The 17,311-nt window shown below is 71.9% G+C and carries 13 protein-coding genes; 8 read left to right on the plus strand and 5 right to left on the minus strand.

Annotated features, from left to right (window positions below; genetic code table 11):
- Window positions 1-132: 132 nt before the first annotated feature.
- Window positions 133-1,167, minus strand: coding sequence for a DUF559 domain-containing protein (locus EP757_RS20060; RefSeq protein WP_127548225.1), 1,035 nt, complete (start codon window positions 1,165-1,167; stop codon window positions 133-135).
- Window positions 1,168-1,269: 102 nt separating this feature from the next.
- Between EP757_RS20060 and EP757_RS20065 the strand changes: the two genes are divergently transcribed.
- Window positions 1,270-2,940 (plus strand): ABC transporter ATP-binding protein, encoded by a 1,671-nt coding sequence (locus EP757_RS20065; protein ID WP_127548227.1) that lies wholly within the window; start codon window positions 1,270-1,272, stop codon window positions 2,938-2,940.
- Window positions 2,937-4,679, plus strand: coding sequence for an ABC transporter ATP-binding protein (locus tag EP757_RS20070; protein ID WP_127548229.1), 1,743 nt, complete (start codon window positions 2,937-2,939; stop codon window positions 4,677-4,679). Before EP757_RS20065 ends, EP757_RS20070 begins: the two co-directional genes overlap by 4 nt.
- A 38-nt stretch (window positions 4,680-4,717) precedes the next feature.
- Here the strand turns inward: EP757_RS20070 and EP757_RS20075 are convergent, their stop codons facing one another.
- The 4 genes from EP757_RS20075 to EP757_RS20090 form a co-directional block, all read right to left on the minus strand.
- Window positions 4,718-7,189, minus strand: a complete 2,472-nt coding sequence (locus tag EP757_RS20075) for a LuxR C-terminal-related transcriptional regulator (protein WP_160165819.1) — start codon at window positions 7,187-7,189, stop codon at window positions 4,718-4,720.
- A 165-nt stretch (window positions 7,190-7,354) separates the two neighbouring features.
- A complete protein-coding gene (locus tag EP757_RS20080; protein WP_127548233.1) occupies window positions 7,355-8,266 on the minus strand; it encodes a hypothetical protein in 912 nt (303 codons plus the stop codon).
- Complete coding sequence (locus tag EP757_RS20085) at window positions 8,263-9,372, minus strand: aminopeptidase P family protein (RefSeq protein ID WP_127548234.1); 1,110 nt, start codon at window positions 9,370-9,372, stop codon at window positions 8,263-8,265. The genes EP757_RS20080 and EP757_RS20085 overlap by 4 nt, the downstream gene beginning before the upstream one ends.
- Window positions 9,369-10,862, minus strand: a complete 1,494-nt coding sequence (locus EP757_RS20090; RefSeq protein WP_127548236.1) for an MFS transporter — start codon at window positions 10,860-10,862, stop codon at window positions 9,369-9,371. The genes EP757_RS20085 and EP757_RS20090 overlap by 4 nt, the downstream gene beginning before the upstream one ends.
- A gap of 99 nt (window positions 10,863-10,961) precedes the next feature.
- Between EP757_RS20090 and EP757_RS20095 the strand changes: the two genes are divergently transcribed.
- The 6 genes from EP757_RS20095 to EP757_RS20120 are packed head-to-tail and all read left to right on the plus strand — an operon-like array spanning window position 10,962 to window position 17,208.
- Entirely contained in the window at window positions 10,962-12,206 is a 1,245-nt protein-coding gene (locus tag EP757_RS20095; protein ID WP_127548238.1) for a threonine/serine exporter ThrE family protein, read from the plus strand.
- Window positions 12,203-13,444, plus strand: a complete 1,242-nt coding sequence (locus tag EP757_RS20100; RefSeq protein ID WP_127548240.1) for a threonine/serine exporter family protein — start codon at window positions 12,203-12,205, stop codon at window positions 13,442-13,444. The genes EP757_RS20095 and EP757_RS20100 overlap by 4 nt, the downstream gene beginning before the upstream one ends.
- A gap of 28 nt (window positions 13,445-13,472) precedes the next feature.
- Window positions 13,473-13,961: a DUF2231 domain-containing protein gene (locus tag EP757_RS20105; RefSeq protein ID WP_197725545.1), complete on the plus strand. Its 489-nt coding sequence runs from the start codon at window positions 13,473-13,475 to the stop codon at window positions 13,959-13,961.
- A 21-nt stretch (window positions 13,962-13,982) separates the two neighbouring features.
- A complete protein-coding gene (locus EP757_RS20110; protein WP_127554338.1) occupies window positions 13,983-15,455 on the plus strand; it encodes an APC family permease in 1,473 nt (490 codons plus the stop codon).
- On the plus strand, window positions 15,452-15,871 hold the full coding sequence (locus EP757_RS20115) for a hypothetical protein (RefSeq protein ID WP_127548242.1): 420 nt from the start codon (window positions 15,452-15,454) through the stop codon (window positions 15,869-15,871). Before EP757_RS20110 ends, EP757_RS20115 begins: the two co-directional genes overlap by 4 nt.
- Window positions 15,868-17,208 (plus strand): dipeptidase, encoded by a 1,341-nt coding sequence (locus EP757_RS20120; RefSeq protein WP_127548244.1) that lies wholly within the window; start codon window positions 15,868-15,870, stop codon window positions 17,206-17,208. Before EP757_RS20115 ends, EP757_RS20120 begins: the two co-directional genes overlap by 4 nt.
- The last annotated feature ends 103 nt before the right edge of the window (window positions 17,209-17,311 follow it).

Here is a 17,311-nt window from a genome sequence, read left to right on the forward strand (position 1 = left end):
AGCTGCAGGCGTGGGCTGTGACTCATGGCTGTCGTGGCGTCGTTCGGGCAGCAATGGGTCACAGCTGCAGGCGTGGGCTGTGACTCATGGCTGTCGTGGCGTCGTTCGGGCAGCAATGGGTCACAGCCCGGTTCAGGATCGGCGGCTCAGTTCGGTGGCGAGCATCGCCACGGTGCGACGCGGGTTACGCAGGATGTCGTCGGCGGTGAAGCGAAGGACACTCCAGCCGGCCCGGTGCAGGGCGTTGATCCGGGCGACGTCCCGCTGATATCTCGCTCGTTCGCGGTGGTGATCGCCCTCGTACTCGGCGGCCACGCGGGCGGCCTCCCATGCGAGATCCACGCGCCCGAGCAGGCGGCCGTGGCCGTCGCGGACTTCGTACTGCGGCTGCGGCCGGAGCAGCCCGGCGTCGTGGAACAGCAGCCGCATCCGGGACTCCATCGGTGATTCGGCGCGTCCGTCGGCCAGCCGCAGCACCTCGTCGAGCTGCGCCGTCCGGGGCCAGTGGCGTCGTTCAGTGCTCATGCCGATCACCTCCGACAGATCGAGGACACCCACGCGGAGCAGCGCGTCCATCGCGACCACCGCGTCCGATCGGCTCAGCCGGCGGCCGAGATCGAACGCCGTCCGCGCCGGCGTCGTGACCGGAAGCGGGAACGGCGTCGTGATCGGATGCGGGAACGGCGTCGTGATCGGATGCGGGAACGGCGTCGTGATCGGAAGCGGGAACGGCGTCGTGACCGGATTCGGGGATGGCGTCGTGACCGGATGCGGGAGAGTGGCGGAGGGCGACACCGGGGGCGGGAGTGCGGGGAGAAACGTCCGGTCGGCTTCGGCGAAGACGGTGTAGTGCGGGACTATCCGCTCGTGGCGGCGGATCCACCGGTGGCGCAGGGTGGCCACCGTGATGCGGGAATCCGGGCGGAGCAGGTCGGCGCCCCAGAGGCAGGCGGCGCTGAGTCCGCCGATCGCGGCGCCGGGTGGGAGGACGAGCGCGACCGCCAGGCACCAGATCCGGTGGTCGAGCGGCAGGGTGCTCGAGGCGTAGACGTCGGGCAGCAGGCGACGCCAGCCGGTTCCGCGCAGCCTGCTCCACGTGATGAGACCAGCGGCAACGGCACCGGACCCGCGGAAGGGCGCGGCGGAGAGAGAAGCGGGGGAGGGCATCCCGCCAGGGTCGCGGAGAGACGCGCGAGCCCGAGAGCCGTCCCTTCAAGCTGTGGACAAGCAGGTTGGTTAGCCTGACCTAACTCGAACCTGTGGGGACTCATGACGGACAGCTTGTTGATTCGTGCGGTCAAGCGGCATCGCGGCCGCCTGGCCGCCGGCGTGGCGTTGCTCTGCCTGCATCAGGCGACCGAGGCGCTGGTGCCGGTCGCGATCGGTGTGGTGATCGACCGGGCGGTGGCGACCGGGGACGTACGGGCGTTGCTGATCTCGCTGGCCGGGCTGGCGGTGCTGTTCGCGGTGCTGGCCTGCGCGTGGCGGTTCGGTTCGCGGCTGGGGTACGGCGCGGCCGAGCGGGAGGCGCACCTGCTGAGGGTGGAGATCGCGGAGAAGGCGCTGGATCCTCGGGGTCAGCGCAGCGGGCTGCGGGACGGCGAGCTGCTCAGCGTGGCCGCGGGGGACACCGAGCAGGCCGTCGAGGCGGTCCGGGCGGTGGGCCTGACCATGGCGGCGGTGACGGCGCTCCTGGTGTCGGCGATCGCTCTGGTCGTCGTCGATGTCCCGCTCGGTGTGGGCGTGCTGGTCGTCGTACCCCTGGCGCTCCTGGGTCTGCAGCGCCTCGCGCCGCTGCTGACCCGCCGCAGTGACGCCCAGCAGGCGGCTCTGGCCGAGACGACGGCGACGGCTGTCGATCTGGTGACGGGTCTGCGGGTTCTGCGGGGGATCGGCGCGCAACATCACGCGGCGCAACGCTATGCGACGGCGAGCCGGCACACGCTCACGCAGACGCTACGAACGGCGAACACGAAGGGTGTGCACCTGGGCCTCACCACGGCGGTGAACGGGCTGCTGCTAGCCGCGATCACCGGCGTGGCCGGCTGGCTCGCGCTGCGCGGCGAGATCACCATCGGTGAGCTGGTGGCGGTGGTGGGCCTGGCCCAGTTCATCGCCGAGCCGGTGCAGACGCTCGGCTGGTGTGTGCAGCTCTTCGCGACGGCCCGGGCGTCGGCCGCGCGGGTGACGAGGGTTCTCGATGCGCCGCCGGCCATCCGGCCGGGCGACGGGAGTGTTCCGCCGCCGGCTCCGGAGCGGCTCGTTCTTTCCCACATCTCGTACGCCGGACTGACCGATTTCGGACTACACCTGAAGGCCGGTGAGGTGCTGGGTCTGCTCGCCCACGACGCGCGCGACGCCGAGTCGCTGCTCGCCCTGCTGGCCGGCAACGTGGCGCGGGAGGACTACCGGGGCACGATCGCGATCGACGGCGCCGCCGTGGAGACCTTGGACATCGCGGAGGCGCGGCGCGTCGTGCTGGTCGAGCACCACCACGTGACGCTCTTCGAGGGCTCGCTGCGGTCGAACCTCGGCGGCGGACCGGAGCCCGAGCTGCTCGCCGCGGTGCACACGGCCGCCGCCGAGGACGTCCTGACCAGCGGCCTCGATCATGACCTGGTGGAACGCGGCGCCAACCTGTCCGGAGGGCAGCGGCAGCGGGTGGCGCTGGCCCGCGCGATAGCGGCGGATCCGCCGGTGCTGGTCCTGCATGATCCGACGACGGCGGTGGACGCGGTCACCGAGGCGCTGATCGCGGACCGGCTCGCCGCCGGCCGTGGCCGCGACGACCGCGGCACCCTCGTGATCACCAGCAGTCCGGCCCTGCTGCGGGCCGCTGATCGGGTCGCGGTGGTGGACGGCGGCACGGTGGTCGCCGAGGGAACTCACGACGAGCTCGTCGCGGCCCAGCCGCGTTACCGGGAGACGGTGCTGCGATGACCCGGACTCTTCTGCCCACCGCCACGCCGGCGCAGACCTGGGCCGCGACGCGTGCCGAGTTCGCCCGGCTGCCCGGTCACACCGCCGGCGCCGCGGTGCTGCTGGTGGCCGCGTCGGCGACCGGGCTGGTCGCGCCCTGGGTGCTGGGCCGCCTGGTCGACGACGTGATCACCGGCGCCGGTACCGAGCGGGTGCTGTACTGGACCGCCGTGATCGCGGCGGCCGCGATCGTCGGCGGGTTGCTGACCGCTGCCGGCGCGGCGGTCTTCGCCCGGCTCGGCGAGACGGTGCTGGCCCGGCTGCGGGAGCGGGTCGTGGATCGGGCGCTGCATCTGCCGTCGGCGACGCTGGAGCGGACCGGCACCGGCGATCTGGTGGCCCGGACCGGCGACGACGTCGCGCTGGTCGCCAACGCGATCACCGGTGGCGGGCCGATGTTCGTCGGCGCGCTGCTCTCCATCGTGCTGACCGCGGCGGGCCTGTTCGCTCTGGACTGGCGGATCGGCCTGGCCGGTCTCGCGGCGGCGCCGGGATACGCCCTGGCGCTGCGCTGGTACCTCCCGAAGTCGATGCCCTTCTACACGAAGGAGCGCGTCGCGTCGTCGGAGCGGGCTCAGGCGATGGCAGGGGCACTGCAAGGAGCGGCGACGGTACGGGCCTACCGCCGCGAGCGAGAACAGATCGCCCTGATCGACGAGCGCTCGCAGGTGACCCGCGACCTCGCGCTGGACGTGTTCAAGATCTACACCCGGTTCAGCTCCCGGATCAACACCGCCGAGCTGATCGGCCTGTCCGCCGTGCTGATCGCAGGGTTCGTGCTGGTGCGGGAGGACATGGCGACGGTCGGCGCCGCGACGTCGGCGGCGCTCTACTTCCACCGGCTCTTCAACCCGATCGGCCTGCTGCTCATGGAGGCCGACGTGGTGATGCAGGCCGGTGCGAGCCTCTCCCGACTGGTGGGTGTGGCGAACCTACCCACATCGACTGATATTGCGGATGAATCGCCCACGGGCACCGCGCTCGACGTGACCGTCCGAAAGCACAGCTACGACGACGGCCCCACAGTGCTCACCGACGTGACCCTCAGAGTGGAACCGGGTCAGCGCGTGGCGCTGGTAGGGGCCAGCGGCGCCGGCAAGACCACCCTGGCAGCGATAGCGGCCGGCATCATCCCGCCGTCGGACGGTTCCGCGGAGCTGGGCGGCGTGAATCTCCAGGATCTCGGTGAGCACGCGACGCGACAGCGGATCGCCCTGGTCAGCCAGGAGGTGCATGTCTTCGCCGGCCCGCTCGCCGACGACCTGCGCCTGGCGAACCCGGACGCCGGCGACGACGAGCTGACCGCGGCCCTGACCGCCGTCGGCGCCGGTGGCTGGATGGGCACCCTCCCGGACGGCCTGGCGACCCACGTCGGCGAGGGCGGTCACCGGCTGACGGCGGCGCAGGCGCAGCAGCTGGCACTGGCCCGGCTGATCCTGGCGGACCCGGACGTCGCGGTCCTCGACGAGGCGACCGCCGAAGCGGGCAGTTCCGGCGCCCGTGACCTGGAACGGGCCGCGTCCGCCGCGACCGAGGGCCGGACGACCCTGATCGTCGCGCACCGCCTCACCCAGGCCGCCACGGCCGACCGCATCCTGGTGATGGACGAGGGCCGGGTGGTGGAGGAGGGCAGCCACGACGAGCTGCTCGCGACCGGCGGCCGGTACGCCGAGCTGTGGAAGGCCTGGAAACCGGATTAGAGCAGCCCGGCTGGAGCAGCCCGGTCAGAGCAGCCCGGTCAGAGCAGCCCTGCCTGGGCGGCCCGGTCCACCGCCTCGCGCCGCCGGGCCGCGCCCAGCTTGCGATAGATCGACCGCAGGTGTGCCTTGATCGTGTTGACCGAGACGCCGAGCTCCTCGGCGATCTCGTTGGCGGTCAGCACCGACGGCAGATAGCGCAGGACCTCCAGTTCCCGTTCGCTCAGCGGGTCGAGCACCACCTCCGACCGGAGCAGATGCTCGGCCCCGAGGACCCGGAACGGCCGCCGGATCCCCTCCGGTTCGGCGATCGCGACGGCCCGGGCGGCGGCCGCGGCGCTGCGGGCGGTGTCCCCGCGCGCCTCGGCCTCCAGCGCGATCACGATCCACGCGGAGCAGGCGGCGAGCGGGTCGGTTCCGGCGGCGATCCGGCGCAGGAGTTCCTCGCCGCCGGTCCGGTCGCCGATCGCGATCAGGGCCCGGCCGAGGACGACCTGCTCGGCCGGGGACGGCTGGTCCAGCCGCCGCAGCCGGTCGGTGACCCGGCGGGCCTGCCCGGCAGCCAGGAAGATCTCGTCCTCGACCAGGTCCATCCAGCGTTCCAGCAGCGGCGCCCGCAGGGTCGGCCCGCGTTCCTCCCGGGCTTGCCGGAGCACCGCCGCCGCCGCCGCGTGGTCGCCGCCGGCCAGCGCCAGGTGCGCCCGCACCAGCACGCTGACGAGGGAGAGGGTGGACTCCGGCGGGTCGGCCTCGGCGCGCTGCGCGTTGCGGAGCACGGCCTGCCCCTCGGTGAGCCGGTCCCGCTCCACCTCGACCAGGGCGAGGGCCAGGTACGCCGACGTCGACTGCACGGTCCCGGTCGCCCCGAGCTGCTCGGCCTGGCGATACGCCGCGCAGGCCAGCCGCTCGGCCTCGCCCAGCGTGCCGTCGAAGAAGGCGAGCAGCGCGAGATGGCCTTCGGCGCTCACCGCGGTCAGTGGCATGCCCAGGGCCCTGGCCTCGGTCATCCCGTCGATCAGGTGCTGCCGGGCCTCGTGGATCCGGAGCGTCCAGATCAGCCCGATTCCCTTCATGATCGTCGCGACGACCCGTACGTGCTGGGCGATCGGCAGGGCCCGTGGGTCGGCGACCCGAGTCCGCTCGGTGATCCGGTCGGTGGCGGCGACCATGGCCGGCATGTCGCCGGAGATCCGCAGCACCGCGCTCGCGTCGATGATGTCGATGACGATGTCGGCGGCGAGCCGATCGGCGGGTGACCGGCCGTGGAGCAGTTCCCGGGCCTGCTGGAGCAGGTCGGGCAGCGCGCGCAGATCGCCGGCGTCGAGCGCGAGCATGACCGCGCAGAGGACGAACTCGGTGGTGGTCGGGAGCAGTTCGGGCGGGATCTGCTGGATGGCCCGGATGAACTCGGCGCGCTTCGGCGACAGGCTCATGCCGGGAGCGAGGGTGACGACGAGCCGACTCAGGTAGTCCCAGTCCCCGGCCTCGGCGGCGTGCCGCACGGCCTGCGGGATCATCCGGGCGCCGGCGTACCAGCGGGCGGCCCGCCGGTGCAGCTCGGCCACCTCGTCGGGCGCCTCCCGGTCCAGGCCGCGGCGCAGTTCGGCGCGCAGCTGGCCGTGGTAGCGGTACCCGCTGACCAGCCCGGTGGCGCGTTCCAGCGCGGTGAGGATCCGCCGGCTTCCGGGCGTCCCGGTCAGCACGTCGGCGAGCTCGGGCGAGACCTCGTCGACGATGCTGGTCCGCAGCAGGAATCGGCGGATCGCCGCGCTCTGCCCGGCGATCACCTCCCGGGAGAGGTAGTCGCCGATCACTTCGCCCGGGTCGGCGTCGAGTGAACCGGCGGCCAGGCGCAGCCCGAGCGGCCAGCCCTCGGCGAGCTTCGTGATCGTCGCGATGCGATCGGAGCTCGCCGGATCCGAACCGTCGGAGAACTTCACCTCGGGCCGCAGCCGGGCGATCAGCGCGGCCGCCTCCCGTTCGTCGAACCGCAGGTCGGCGGTGCTGATCGGGAAGAGCCCGCCGGACGCCCGGGGCACCTGCAGCGGCAGGTCGGGGTCGCGCCGGCCGATCAGGACGAACCGCAGCGCCGTCGGCTGCCTGCGGATCAGCGCGGCGAGCACCCGCAGCGCCGGCGACCCCTCGATGGCCTGCAGGTCGTCGAGGACCAGCGGCACCGGGCGGCCGAAGCCGGCGGCGAGCCGCCGCAGACCGGCCTCGTCCGCGACGTGCCCGAACCGGCCCGGCACCGAGGCCGGCGGGAATGCGCCCTGCAACGCCGCGGCGACGCCCGAGCAGAAGGCCGGGGCGGTCGCGTGCCGGCGTTGCAGGGTGAGCCAGGCGACCGGCTGGGGCTGGCTGCCGGCCCAGCCCGAGGCCAGCGTGGTCTTGCCCCAGCCGGGGCCGGCCTGGACCGTGGTGACCGGGCGCTGCACCCCCTCGTCGAGCAGGCGGTGCAGGCGCGGGCGGACCAGATGTGGTTCGGCTATCGCGGGCAGCTCCGTGGAATTCATATCCTCACCCCGGTTCATTTCGGGGCGCGACTGCGATGAACCGGCTCTCGGTGTTGAGGGGCCCGGCCGTCACGCCAACGGCACTGTGGGTCATCGTCGCATCCGGCTAAGGGTCACTGCCGTCAGCAAGGCGACATAAGATCATCTAATGATGATCAATTCCGGTCAAGCGTAGTACGGTTCGGCGGGCGGCGGGGGAGGGTTCCGTCGATATGTCTGCGGCTGTGGCTGCATGACGGCCGTCAATGCGTCGAGGATCTGGTCGACCTGCGGGCGAAGCATCCGCCACTCACGGCCGGTGGCCAGCGCCTGGTTCTCCGCGTCGATGGCCGGGACGAGGTCGCGCAGCAGCACCGCGATCTGGCTCGCACTCGCCTGCCGCTCGCCGTCCGGTGCGTTCTGAGACAGCACGCCCCAGTGCGCCGAGAGGTCCCGCAGGTCGTCGCGGACCGGAGGCCAGGACAGCCCCCGCTCGCCCGCTGTCTGTGCGGTCAGCACAGGCGGTAGTCGCACTCCGATCACACTGCGTGTCTCCGCGTCCAGGGTGGCCGCCTCGCCGTCCCAGGCCGTCTCCCGCCGCGACCGGCTGATCAGGACGATCGCGATGACCGCGCCGATCGCCAGGAAGACGAGCAGCCACGGGAGGAATCCTCCGGAGTCGTCGTTCTCGGACACCGGAACGGCCGCTGCCGACGACGACGCGGTGGTCGGGGTGGGTTCCGCGGTCACGGTCTTCGTCTCGGTACGCGTCTCCGCGGTCGGCGGCGGAGGCTGCGTCCTCGTCGGCTCCGCGGCCTGCGGGGGATCGGTGGTGCGTTCCGGCTCGGTCGTCTCCTCCTCGGTCGGCTCTGGATCCGCCGTCTCCCGGGTCCGGGTCGGCTCGGTGGTCCGCTCCGGTTCCTCGGTCTTCTCGGTCTCGGTCTGCTCAGGCTGGGCGGTGGCGGTCCGCGAGGGCCGGTCGAGGGTGGGCGCCGCCGACGGCAGGGTCACCCCGCCGTTCTCCCCGCCGTCGCCGGTGCACCCCGCGACGCCCAGGACTAGGGTCGCGGCCAGGATCAGCGCCAGTCTCCTCCTCATGCGACGATCCGCAACTCGTGGCTGGTGTTGTTCAGGCGGCGGCCGGCGTTCTCGGTGACCGTCACGATGTCCTCGATACGCACCCCGAACCGTCCCGGCAGGTAGATCCCCGGCTCGATCGAGAAGGCCATCCCCGGCACCAGCGGCCGCTTCTCACCCTCCACCATGTACGGCGGCTCGTGTGTGGTGAGCCCGATCCCGTGCCCGGTCCGGTGGATGAACCGCTCGCCGTACCCGGCCTCGTCGATCACTCGCCGCGCGGCCCGATCGATGTCCTGGCAGGCCACGCCGGGCTGGACGGCTTCGAAACCGGCCTGCTGCGCCCGCTTGACGACCTCGAAGACCTCGCGCTCCTCGGCCGTCGGCTCGCCGACGTGCACGGTACGCGTGGTGTCCGACCCGTACCCGTCCTTGAGCCCGCCGAAGTCGAGGACCACCATGTCGCCCTCCTGGATCACCCGGTCGCCCATCTCGTGGTGCGGGTTCGCGCCGTTCGGCCCGGATCCGACAACCGTGAAGTCGACCTGGGAGTGGCCGTGCTCGCGGAGCAGGCGAGCGAGTTCGTTGCCGATGTCGGTCTCCGTGCGGCCGGCGAACCGTACGCCCACGATCTGCTCATAGGCCGCGTCAGCGGCAGCGCCCGCCGCCGCCAGACGCTCGATCTCGTCGGTGTCCTTGACCGCCCGGAGCATCGGCAGCGAACCGGTGATCGAGGTGTACCGGGTCTCCCGCAGCGCGTCCTGCAGGCCGAGCAGGTGCATGGCCCAGGCCGAGTCGGAGAGCGCATAACGTCCCTGCGGGTCGAGCAGCCGTGCGGTGGCCGCGTACGGGTCGGTGCCGTCCGCCCAGTCGGTGATCGTCACGGCGGACGCGCCGGGAGCGGCCTCGGCGTCCGGCCGTTCCAGCACCGGGACGATCAGGTGCGGGTCGTGGTCGGCGTCGAGGACCAGCATGGTGATCCGCTCGGTGATCGCCGTCGGCTGATATCCGAGGAAGTAGACGAGGTCCGGGCCGGGGGTGACCAGCACGCCGGTGAGCCCGGCCTCGGCCGCCTGGTTCAGCGCCCGCTCCATGCGTCGCTGGAAGTCCTTGATGGTGAAGGTCATCGTGATGCCGTCTCTGTCGGTCGGGTGGGGATCGTGTGGCTGGTTCCGGCCGCGGCCGCCGCGAGCTGGACGGCGGACGTCTTTCCTTCGTGGTGGCGCTTCATCAGCACGATCAGCGCGACGCCGGCCGCGGACATGACCGCCAGCAGCACCGATGCGGCGCCCAGCCCGGCGGCGAGCGCCTCGGCGGTGGACGCGCCGTCCGCGGTCCGGCTGTCGGTCACCCCGCCGGACACGGTGGCGGAGGCCGCCACGGCGAGCGAGCCACCGACGTACCGGGCCATGTTGGAGATCCCGGAGGCGGCGCCGACCTGATCCGCCGGGACCGCCGAGGTGGAGGCGGAGGAGGCGGGGCCGTTGGCGAAGCCGAGGCCGACGGCGATCGCGACCATCGGCAGCACGAAGGCCGCGTACGACCAGGACGCGGTCACGAAGATCATCGCGGCGGCGCCGACGGTGGCCAGCAGGAAGCCGAGGGCGACCGCCCGGGCCGGGCCGATCTTCATGGCGAACGGGGTGATCAGCGGCGTCACGGCGATCATCGCGGCGGCGGCCGGCAGCGTGGCGACGCCGGCGTCGAGCGGTGACATGGCGAACGTGGAGGGGTCCTGGAAGTAGAGGCTGAACAGGTACATCAGCGCGTTCAGCACGCCCGCGACCAGCAGGATCGCGATGGTCGAGCCGACCAGCACCCGGTTGCGCAGCAGCTTCAGGTCGACCAGCGGGGCTGCGGCGCGGCGCTCGGCGGCCACGAACCCGAACCCGCCGACGACCGCGATGACCAGGCAGGAGATGGTCGGCGCGGAGATCCAGCCCCAGTCGCCGCTCTTGCTCAGGGCGAGGACGAGCGGGACCAGGAAGACGGCGACCAGCACGGTTCCGAGCCAGTCGATCGACCGCGGCCGGTGCGGGTCGCGGGACTCCTTCACCGTCATGATCGTGAGTGGGACGCAGGCCGCCGCGATGATCGCGTCCAGCCAGAACAGGCCCTGCCAGCCGGTCGCTCCGACGAGCGCGCCGCCGATCAGCGGGCCGGCCGCCGCGCCGATCGCCGACGCGGCGCCCCAGAGGGTGATGGCCTTCATCTGCGCGGCGCCCGAGGAGGAGACCGAGAGCAGGCTCATCCCGCAGGCGAGGATGGTGGAGCCGGCCGCGCCCTGGATCATCCGGCCGCCGATCACCCCGGCGGCGCCCTGGGAGAGGGCGATCAGCGCGCAGGACGCGACGAAGAGGACCAGGCCGCCCAGGAAGATCTTGCGGCGTCCGAAGACGTCGCCGAGTGCGCCGGAGGTGACGATCACCGCCGCGCCGACCAGCATGTAGCCGGTCACCGCCCACTGCAGGGTGGACACCGGAACGCTGAGGTCGTCGCTGATCGCGGGCAGCAGGATGGTGACGGCTGACGTATTGGCGTTGACCACGAGCGCGGAGACACAGGCAGCCAGAAGCACCCCAAGCCCCGCCGCGCGGTCGGTTCCCGTCGTGGACATGTGCCTCAGCGTCGCCGCCGCGCCAACTCAAGAGCATCCTTCGCGCCGGGTGATTTCATCCGGGTCCGGGCCGCCTACCGTGCATTCGCGGAGGTGGCGATGACGAAGCCGACGACCTCGGAGAAAGAGCTCCTCGAATTCCTGCTCTATCTGGGCAGCGCGCTCACCGCCGCGGGGGAGGCGGTCACTCAGATCCAGGACCGGCTCCAGCGGGTCGGTGCGCAGTACGGCGCCCCGCAGGCCCGGATCAGCGTCTTCCCCACCCTCATGGTCGTGTCGCTGGAACCGGGCCGCCCGGCCACCCAGGAGCCGACCAAACAGCTCTACGGCGGCCTGCGCCTGGACCAGACGGCCGAGCTCTACCGGATCCTCTGGGCGGCCGAGCACGGCGAGCTGGAGCCGGCCGAGGGCAGCCGCCGCATCCTCGACCTGGTCAAGGCGCCGCCCCGGTTCGGGCCGGTGATCCGGGTGGCCGGGCACGCGGTGCTCACCACAGGCATCTGCCTGATCCTGTTGCCGACCTGGAACGACCTGATCCTCTCCGCCCTGTTCGGCGTGCTGGTCGGCGTCTTCAAGCTGGCCGGGGCCCGCTGGCCGGCCGCGCAGATGGTGATGCCGGTGGTCGCCGCCCTCACCGTCGCCTCGCTGACCTTCCTGATCGCCGACTCCGGGCTGATCGACGCCGATCTGCGCGCCATGGTCGCTCCGCTCGTGACGTTCCTGCCCGGCGCGATGCTGACCATGGCGGTGGTGGAGCTTTCCGCGTACGAGATGATCACCGGTGCGAGCAGGCTGGTCGCCGGGATCATGCAGCTGCTGTTGCTCGCCTTCGGGATCCTGGGCGCCGCGCAACTGGTCGGTGTGCCGCCGCCGACGGCCGCCGCCGACGTCCCCGCGAGCGCCCTCGGCTGGTGGGGGCCGTGGATCGGGCCGCTGATCGTCGGGCTCGGCAACTTCCTGATGCTGGCCGGACCGCCGCGTACGTTCGGCTGGCTCTGCGTGGTGCTCTACGCCGGCTGGACCGGCCAGTACCTCGGCAACGAGCTGCTCGGCGGTTATCTGAGCGGCTTCGTCGGCGCGGTCGCGCTCACGGTCGTCGCGTACATCGTGGAGCGGTTCCCCTCCGGCCCGCCGGCGCTCGTCTCGTTCCTGCCCGGATTCTGGCTGCTGGTGCCGGGGGCGCTCACCCTCATCGGGATGACCGAGTACCTCGGCCAGGACTCGGTGCGCGGCTCGGAGGACCTCGTCGGCGCGGTCGGCTCGATGCTCGCGGTGGCCCTCGGCGTGCTCTGCGGCCATCCGCTCTACCGCGGGCTGGCCCGCACGGTTCGGAGGCTGCGATGACCACGACCGCGGTGACCTCCGAGAAGGAGCTCCTCGCCCTGCTCGGGCCGCTCACCGAGTGGCTGCTGGCATCCAGCTTCGAGGGCACGATGACCTGCGAGGCGACGGTCCGCGACGTGGCAGCCCGCTACGGCCACGAGGTCGAGGCGGTGTTCCTCGCCGACGCCGCGCTGCTCACCGTCGGCGACCGGACCCTGTCATTCGCCCGGGAGCCCGGCGTGCCGCCGCTCGACGAGGTCTCCGAGCGCAAGAAGCTGATCGCCGCCATCCACGGCGGGCTGCCCGCCCGCGAGGCCACCGCCCGGCTCGCCGCGATCCGCGCCATGCCGCCGCGCTGGCGCCGACCGGCCCAGGTCCTCGGGCTGATCGCGTTCACCGTCGGGTTCGGCATCTCGGTGCAGGCGACCTGGCAGCAGGTCGGCGTCTCGGCGCTCACCGGTCTGCTGGCCGGCCTGCTCGTGGTCGCCTCGGCGGGCCGCCGGAGGCTCGTGCTGGTCTCGCCGTTCGTGGCGTCGGTGCTGGTGACGGCGGTGGTCGTGACGCTCTCCGAGCAGGGGCTGATCGACGGCGGGCCGATCCAGCTGATCGTCCCGGCGCTCTTCTACTTCATCCCCGGGGACGCGATCACGGCTGCCGCGCTGGAGCTGGCGACCAACCGGATGACGGCCGGGGCGGCCCGGCTGATCTACAGCCTCGCGGTGCTGCTGGTGCTCGCGTTCGGCGCGCTGGTGGCGACGGTGCTGCTCCGGGTGCCGGCGAGCACCCTGTTCGACGTGCCGGTCGACGGCAACCTCGGCCCGGCCCTGGTCTGGGGCGGATGGGTGCTCTTCGCGATCGGGGTGATGCTGACGTTCTCGATGGCGCCCCGGGACTTCCCCTGGGCGCTGGGGCTGATCCTGCTCACCGCGGCGGTCACCGAGGTGTCGGTCCGGGCGTTCGGCGATCCGTTCGGCACGTTCGCCGGCGCCGTCGTGATGACGATGGTGGCGCTGCGTCTCGGCCGCCGTCCCGGTCTGCCGCCGGCCTACGTGCTCTACCTCGGCGCGTTCTACGTGCTGACCCCGGGCTCGCACGGGCTGCGCGGGCTGGAGAGCTGGATCGGCGGCAACCCGATCACCGGGCTCGGAGGACTGGCCGACATGGTGGGGCTACTGGTCGCGATCGCGGTGGGGATGCTCGTCGGAGCTGCGGTTTCACCCGCAGGCGACCACCTATCACCCGCACGGGGTGAAGCCTGAGGGCTCCGGGCGGCCGAGTCTGGATGGTGTGCAGAGCCGACTCCGCCTCGGCGGCCACCCGGTCCAGCCGTTACTGCTGATGTTCCCGCTGGGCCTCTTCGTGATGGCTCTGATCTTCGACCTGGCGTGCCTGCTCGGCGCTCCCGACCTGGTCGGCACGCTCGCCTTCTGGAACCTGGCCGCGGGCCTGGCCGGCGGTCTGCTCGCGGTCTTCGCCAGCGGGTTCGACGCGTTCGCCGCCCGCGATCCCGAGTACGCGAAGGTCGCCTTCTTCAGCCTGCTGCTCGACGTCGGCGTGCTGATCTGGTTCGCCGTCCTCACCCTCATGCGTGTGCGCAGCCACGACCGGGTCGCCGGCTTCGGGCTGGTGCTCCTGGAACTGCTCGGGCTGGCCGCCGCCGGGTTCGGCGCGTGGTTCGGCGGGCGGATCATCGGACCGAACCGCTCGCCGGGGATGAGGCGGACCGCATTCAGCAGCGCCGATGATCCCACCGGGACACGATCTCGAACCGTGTGAACGGAGGGCAGCGTGAGCGCAATGGACGTGCCCGCGAAACGGCCGGAGTCGACGACTCCGGCGGCAGCGGCTAAGAAAGCCAAGTCCACCAAGACGGTGGCATACATCTCGTGGGTGGCGCTCGCGCTGATGACCACGAGCTCGGTGGCCAGCCTCCGGCCGGCGCCGACCATGGCGGTCTACGGACTGGCCAGCATCTTCCTCTACATCGTCCCGGCGATCGTCTTCCTGTTGCCGACCGCTCTCGTCTCGGCGGAGCTGGCGTCCGGCTGGGAGGGCGGTGTCTTCAAGTGGGTGAGCGAGGGCATCTCCAAGCCCGCCGGCTTCTTCGCGGTCTGGTGCCAGTTCGCGATGACGATCTTCTACTACCCCAGCCTGCTCGGTTTCGTGGCGAGCACCCTGGCATACGTGATCAATCCCGACCTGGCGTCGAGCGGCGTCTGGACGGCGATCGTGATCATGGTCTGCTACTGGACCGGCGTCTGGGTCTCGTCCCGCGGCACCAGCGGCGTGGCCGGGCTGGCCAGCGGCGGTCTCATCATCGGCACGCTGATCCCGGGCGCGCTGCTGGTGATCCTCGGTGTCGCCTTCCTCGGCCAGGGCAACGAGTCGGCCGCCCCGATGACGGCCAGCAACCTGCTGCCGGCCTGGGCGGGCCTGTCCAGCCTCGTGCTGATCGTCAACAACTTCCTGTCGTACTCCGGCATGGAGATGAACGCCGTGCACGTCGGCTCGCTGCGCAAGCCCGGCAGTGAGTTCCCGCGGGCGATGTTCATGGCGATGGGCCTGGTGCTGCTGATCTTCATCCTGCCCGCTCTGGCGATCAGCTGGATCGTGCCGGCCGAGCAGCTCTCCCTCACCGCCGGCGTGATGCAGGCGTTCGACGCGGTGTTCGCCGCGTTCGGCTCGCAGTGGCTCACCCCGATCCTCGGCATCATGCTGGTCGCCGCGTCGCTCGGCGGCATGCTCACCTGGCTGGCCGGCCCGTCCAAGGGCCTGCTGCTGATCTCCCGCCAGGAGGGCTACCTGCCGCCGTTCCTGCAGAAGCTCAACAAGCACGGCGTGCAGCAGAACATCCTGGTCACGCAGGGTCTGGTCACCACGGTCATCGCGCTCGCCTACGCGTTCATCCCGGACGTCTCCAGCGCGTACTGGATCTTCTCGGTGATCACCACGCAGGTCTACCTGATCATGTACCTGCTGATGTTCGTGGCGGCCGTGCGACTGCGCCGCAAGCACCCCGACCACCCGCGCGGCTACCGCGCCCCGATGCTCACCGGGCTCTGCGGCGTCGGCTTCGCGGCCTCCCTCGCGGCCCTGCTCATCGGCTTCGTCCCGCCGTCGCAGTTCGGCTCCGGCAGCGTGGGTGTCTACCTGGCGGTCGTGGCCGGTGGCGCGCTCGGTCTCGGTCTGCTCGTGCCGTACCTGTTCCTGCGCTTCCGGAAGCCGTCCTGGCGGACCGAGCCCACCTCGTCCGAGGAGGCCGTGGCATGACCAAGAACAACACCGTCCTGTACGTGACGGCCGGCGTCCTGGTCGTGGTGCTCGCCGTGATCGCGTTCATCACGTTCCCCAAGGCGGAGGAGAACGACCAGGCCACCGCGCAGGCCGAGCAACTCCGCGAGGAACTGGTGGCGGCCGGCATCAACGCGCCGCCGGCCGACCAGATCGCCGCGGTGCTGGGCGACGACGGCGGCGCCGCCTGCCTCGACCCGGGCGACGCGCTGCGCCGCAACATCCTGCTCCAGCAGCTGACGAACGGCGCGAGCGGACCGGGACAGCGGCCGGTGATCGCCGACGGCCGGATCGTGCAGGGCCAGATCCTGATCATGGAGATCTACTGCCCCGACACGCTCGCGGCCTTCCGGCAGATCGTCGACGATCTCAAGTTCGCGAAGGTGGCGTCATGACCGATCTCGCCGAACGCGTGCAGGGTCTGATGAATCAGGCGCACGCGGACCTCTCCGAGCTGGTGGCGATCCCGTCGGTCGCCGACCCGCGGCAGTACCCGCCGGAGGAGTGTCTCAAGGCGGCGAACTGGGTGGTGGACCGCTTCGCCCAGGTCGGCTTCACCGGCCTGGCACTGCACGAGACCAGTGACGGCAGCCAGGCCGTCTACGGCGAGCGCCTGACCGCCGGACCGGACGCGCCGACGGTGCTGCTCTACGCCCACTACGACGTGCAGCCGCCGCTCGACGACAAGGCCTGGCACACCCCGCCGTTCCAGCTCACCGAGGTGAACGGGCGCTGGTACGGCCGGGGCGCGGCCGACTGCAAGGGCAACATCGTCATGCACCTGACGGCGTTGCGAGCCCTCGGCGGCGACCTGCCGGTCAACCTCAAGCTGATCGTGGAGGGCTCCGAGGAGCAGGGCACCGGCGGGCTCGAGGACTTCGTCGAGCGCAACCCGGACCTGCTGAAGGCGGACGCCATCCTGATCTGCGACACCGGCAACGCGGCGGTCGGGGTGCCGGCCGCCACGGTCACGCTGCGCGGAATGGTCAACGTCGTGGTGACGGCCGAGGCCCTCGGCGGCGAGCTGCACTCGGGCATGTTCGGCGGCGCCGCGCCGGACGGTCTCGCCGCGCTCATCCAGGTGCTCTCCACGCTGCGGGACGCGGCCGGGAACACGACGATCACCGGGCTGGAGCACGACCAGACGTGGCACGGCGCGCCGTACCCGCCGGACCAGTTCCGCTCCGACGCCAGCCTGGTGGACGGGGCGAAGCTGCTCGGCGACGGCACGGTGTCGGACATGCTCTGGGCCCGGCCGGCGGTCACCGTGCTCGGCATCGACTGCCCGCCGGTGGTCGGCTCGGCGGCGGCGATCCAGCCGCGCGCCCGGGCCCGGCTCAACCTGCGGGTGCCGCCCGGCACCGATGCGGTGAAGGCGCAGGACGCGCTGATCGCGCACCTGCAGGCGGCAGCGCCGTGGGGTGTCCGGGTGACGGTCGAGCCGGAGGCGATCGGCCAGCCGTTCCAGGCCCGCACGGGGGGCCCGGCATACAGGGCGCTCTCCGCGGCGATGCTGGAAGCGTTCGGCCGGGAGATGACCACCCTCGGGCAGGGTGGCTCCATCCCGCTGGCCAACGTATTCGCCGCGACCTATCCGGACGCGGAGATCATCCTGATGGGTGTGGAGGAGCCGCAGGCTCTCATCCACGCCCCCAACGAGAGCGTGGATCCCGGTGAGATCGCCCGTCTGGCGCTCGCCGAAGCCCGATTCCTCCAGCGGTATCGCTTGTAGAGGACGGGCAGCGAGGAGCGGGTCCGGCGTGGGGGCGCCGGGCCCGCTCCCGTCGCGCGTGGGGGTGCGGTTAGGCTAGCCTTACCTTCCGCCGAATCGCCGT

The organism is Actinoplanes sp. OR16, assembly GCF_004001265.1.
Lineage (GTDB): Bacteria > Actinomycetota > Actinomycetes > Mycobacteriales > Micromonosporaceae > Actinoplanes.

Excerpts from the sequence above, each read along its gene's own strand:
- EP757_RS20060 (WP_127548225.1), bottom strand. The coding sequence starts at position 1,167 with ATGCCCTCCCCCGCTTCTCTCTCCGCCGCGCCCTTCCGCGGGTCCGGT.
- EP757_RS20065 (WP_127548227.1), top strand. The coding sequence starts at position 1,270 with ATGACGGACAGCTTGTTGATTCGTGCGGTCAAGCGGCATCGCGGCCGC.
- EP757_RS20070 (WP_127548229.1), top strand. The coding sequence starts at position 2,937 with ATGACCCGGACTCTTCTGCCCACCGCCACGCCGGCGCAGACCTGGGCC.
- EP757_RS20075 (WP_160165819.1), bottom strand. The coding sequence starts at position 7,189 with ATGAATTCCACGGAGCTGCCCGCGATAGCCGAACCACATCTGGTCCGC.
- EP757_RS20080 (WP_127548233.1), bottom strand. The coding sequence starts at position 8,266 with ATGAGGAGGAGACTGGCGCTGATCCTGGCCGCGACCCTAGTCCTGGGC.
- EP757_RS20085 (WP_127548234.1), bottom strand. The coding sequence starts at position 9,372 with ATGACCTTCACCATCAAGGACTTCCAGCGACGCATGGAGCGGGCGCTG.
- EP757_RS20090 (WP_127548236.1), bottom strand. The coding sequence starts at position 10,862 with ATGTCCACGACGGGAACCGACCGCGCGGCGGGGCTTGGGGTGCTTCTG.
- EP757_RS20095 (WP_127548238.1), top strand. The coding sequence starts at position 10,962 with ATGACGAAGCCGACGACCTCGGAGAAAGAGCTCCTCGAATTCCTGCTC.
- EP757_RS20100 (WP_127548240.1), top strand. The coding sequence starts at position 12,203 with ATGACCACGACCGCGGTGACCTCCGAGAAGGAGCTCCTCGCCCTGCTC.
- EP757_RS20110 (WP_127554338.1), top strand. The coding sequence starts at position 13,983 with ATGGACGTGCCCGCGAAACGGCCGGAGTCGACGACTCCGGCGGCAGCG.
- EP757_RS20115 (WP_127548242.1), top strand. The coding sequence starts at position 15,452 with ATGACCAAGAACAACACCGTCCTGTACGTGACGGCCGGCGTCCTGGTC.
- EP757_RS20120 (WP_127548244.1), top strand. The coding sequence starts at position 15,868 with ATGACCGATCTCGCCGAACGCGTGCAGGGTCTGATGAATCAGGCGCAC.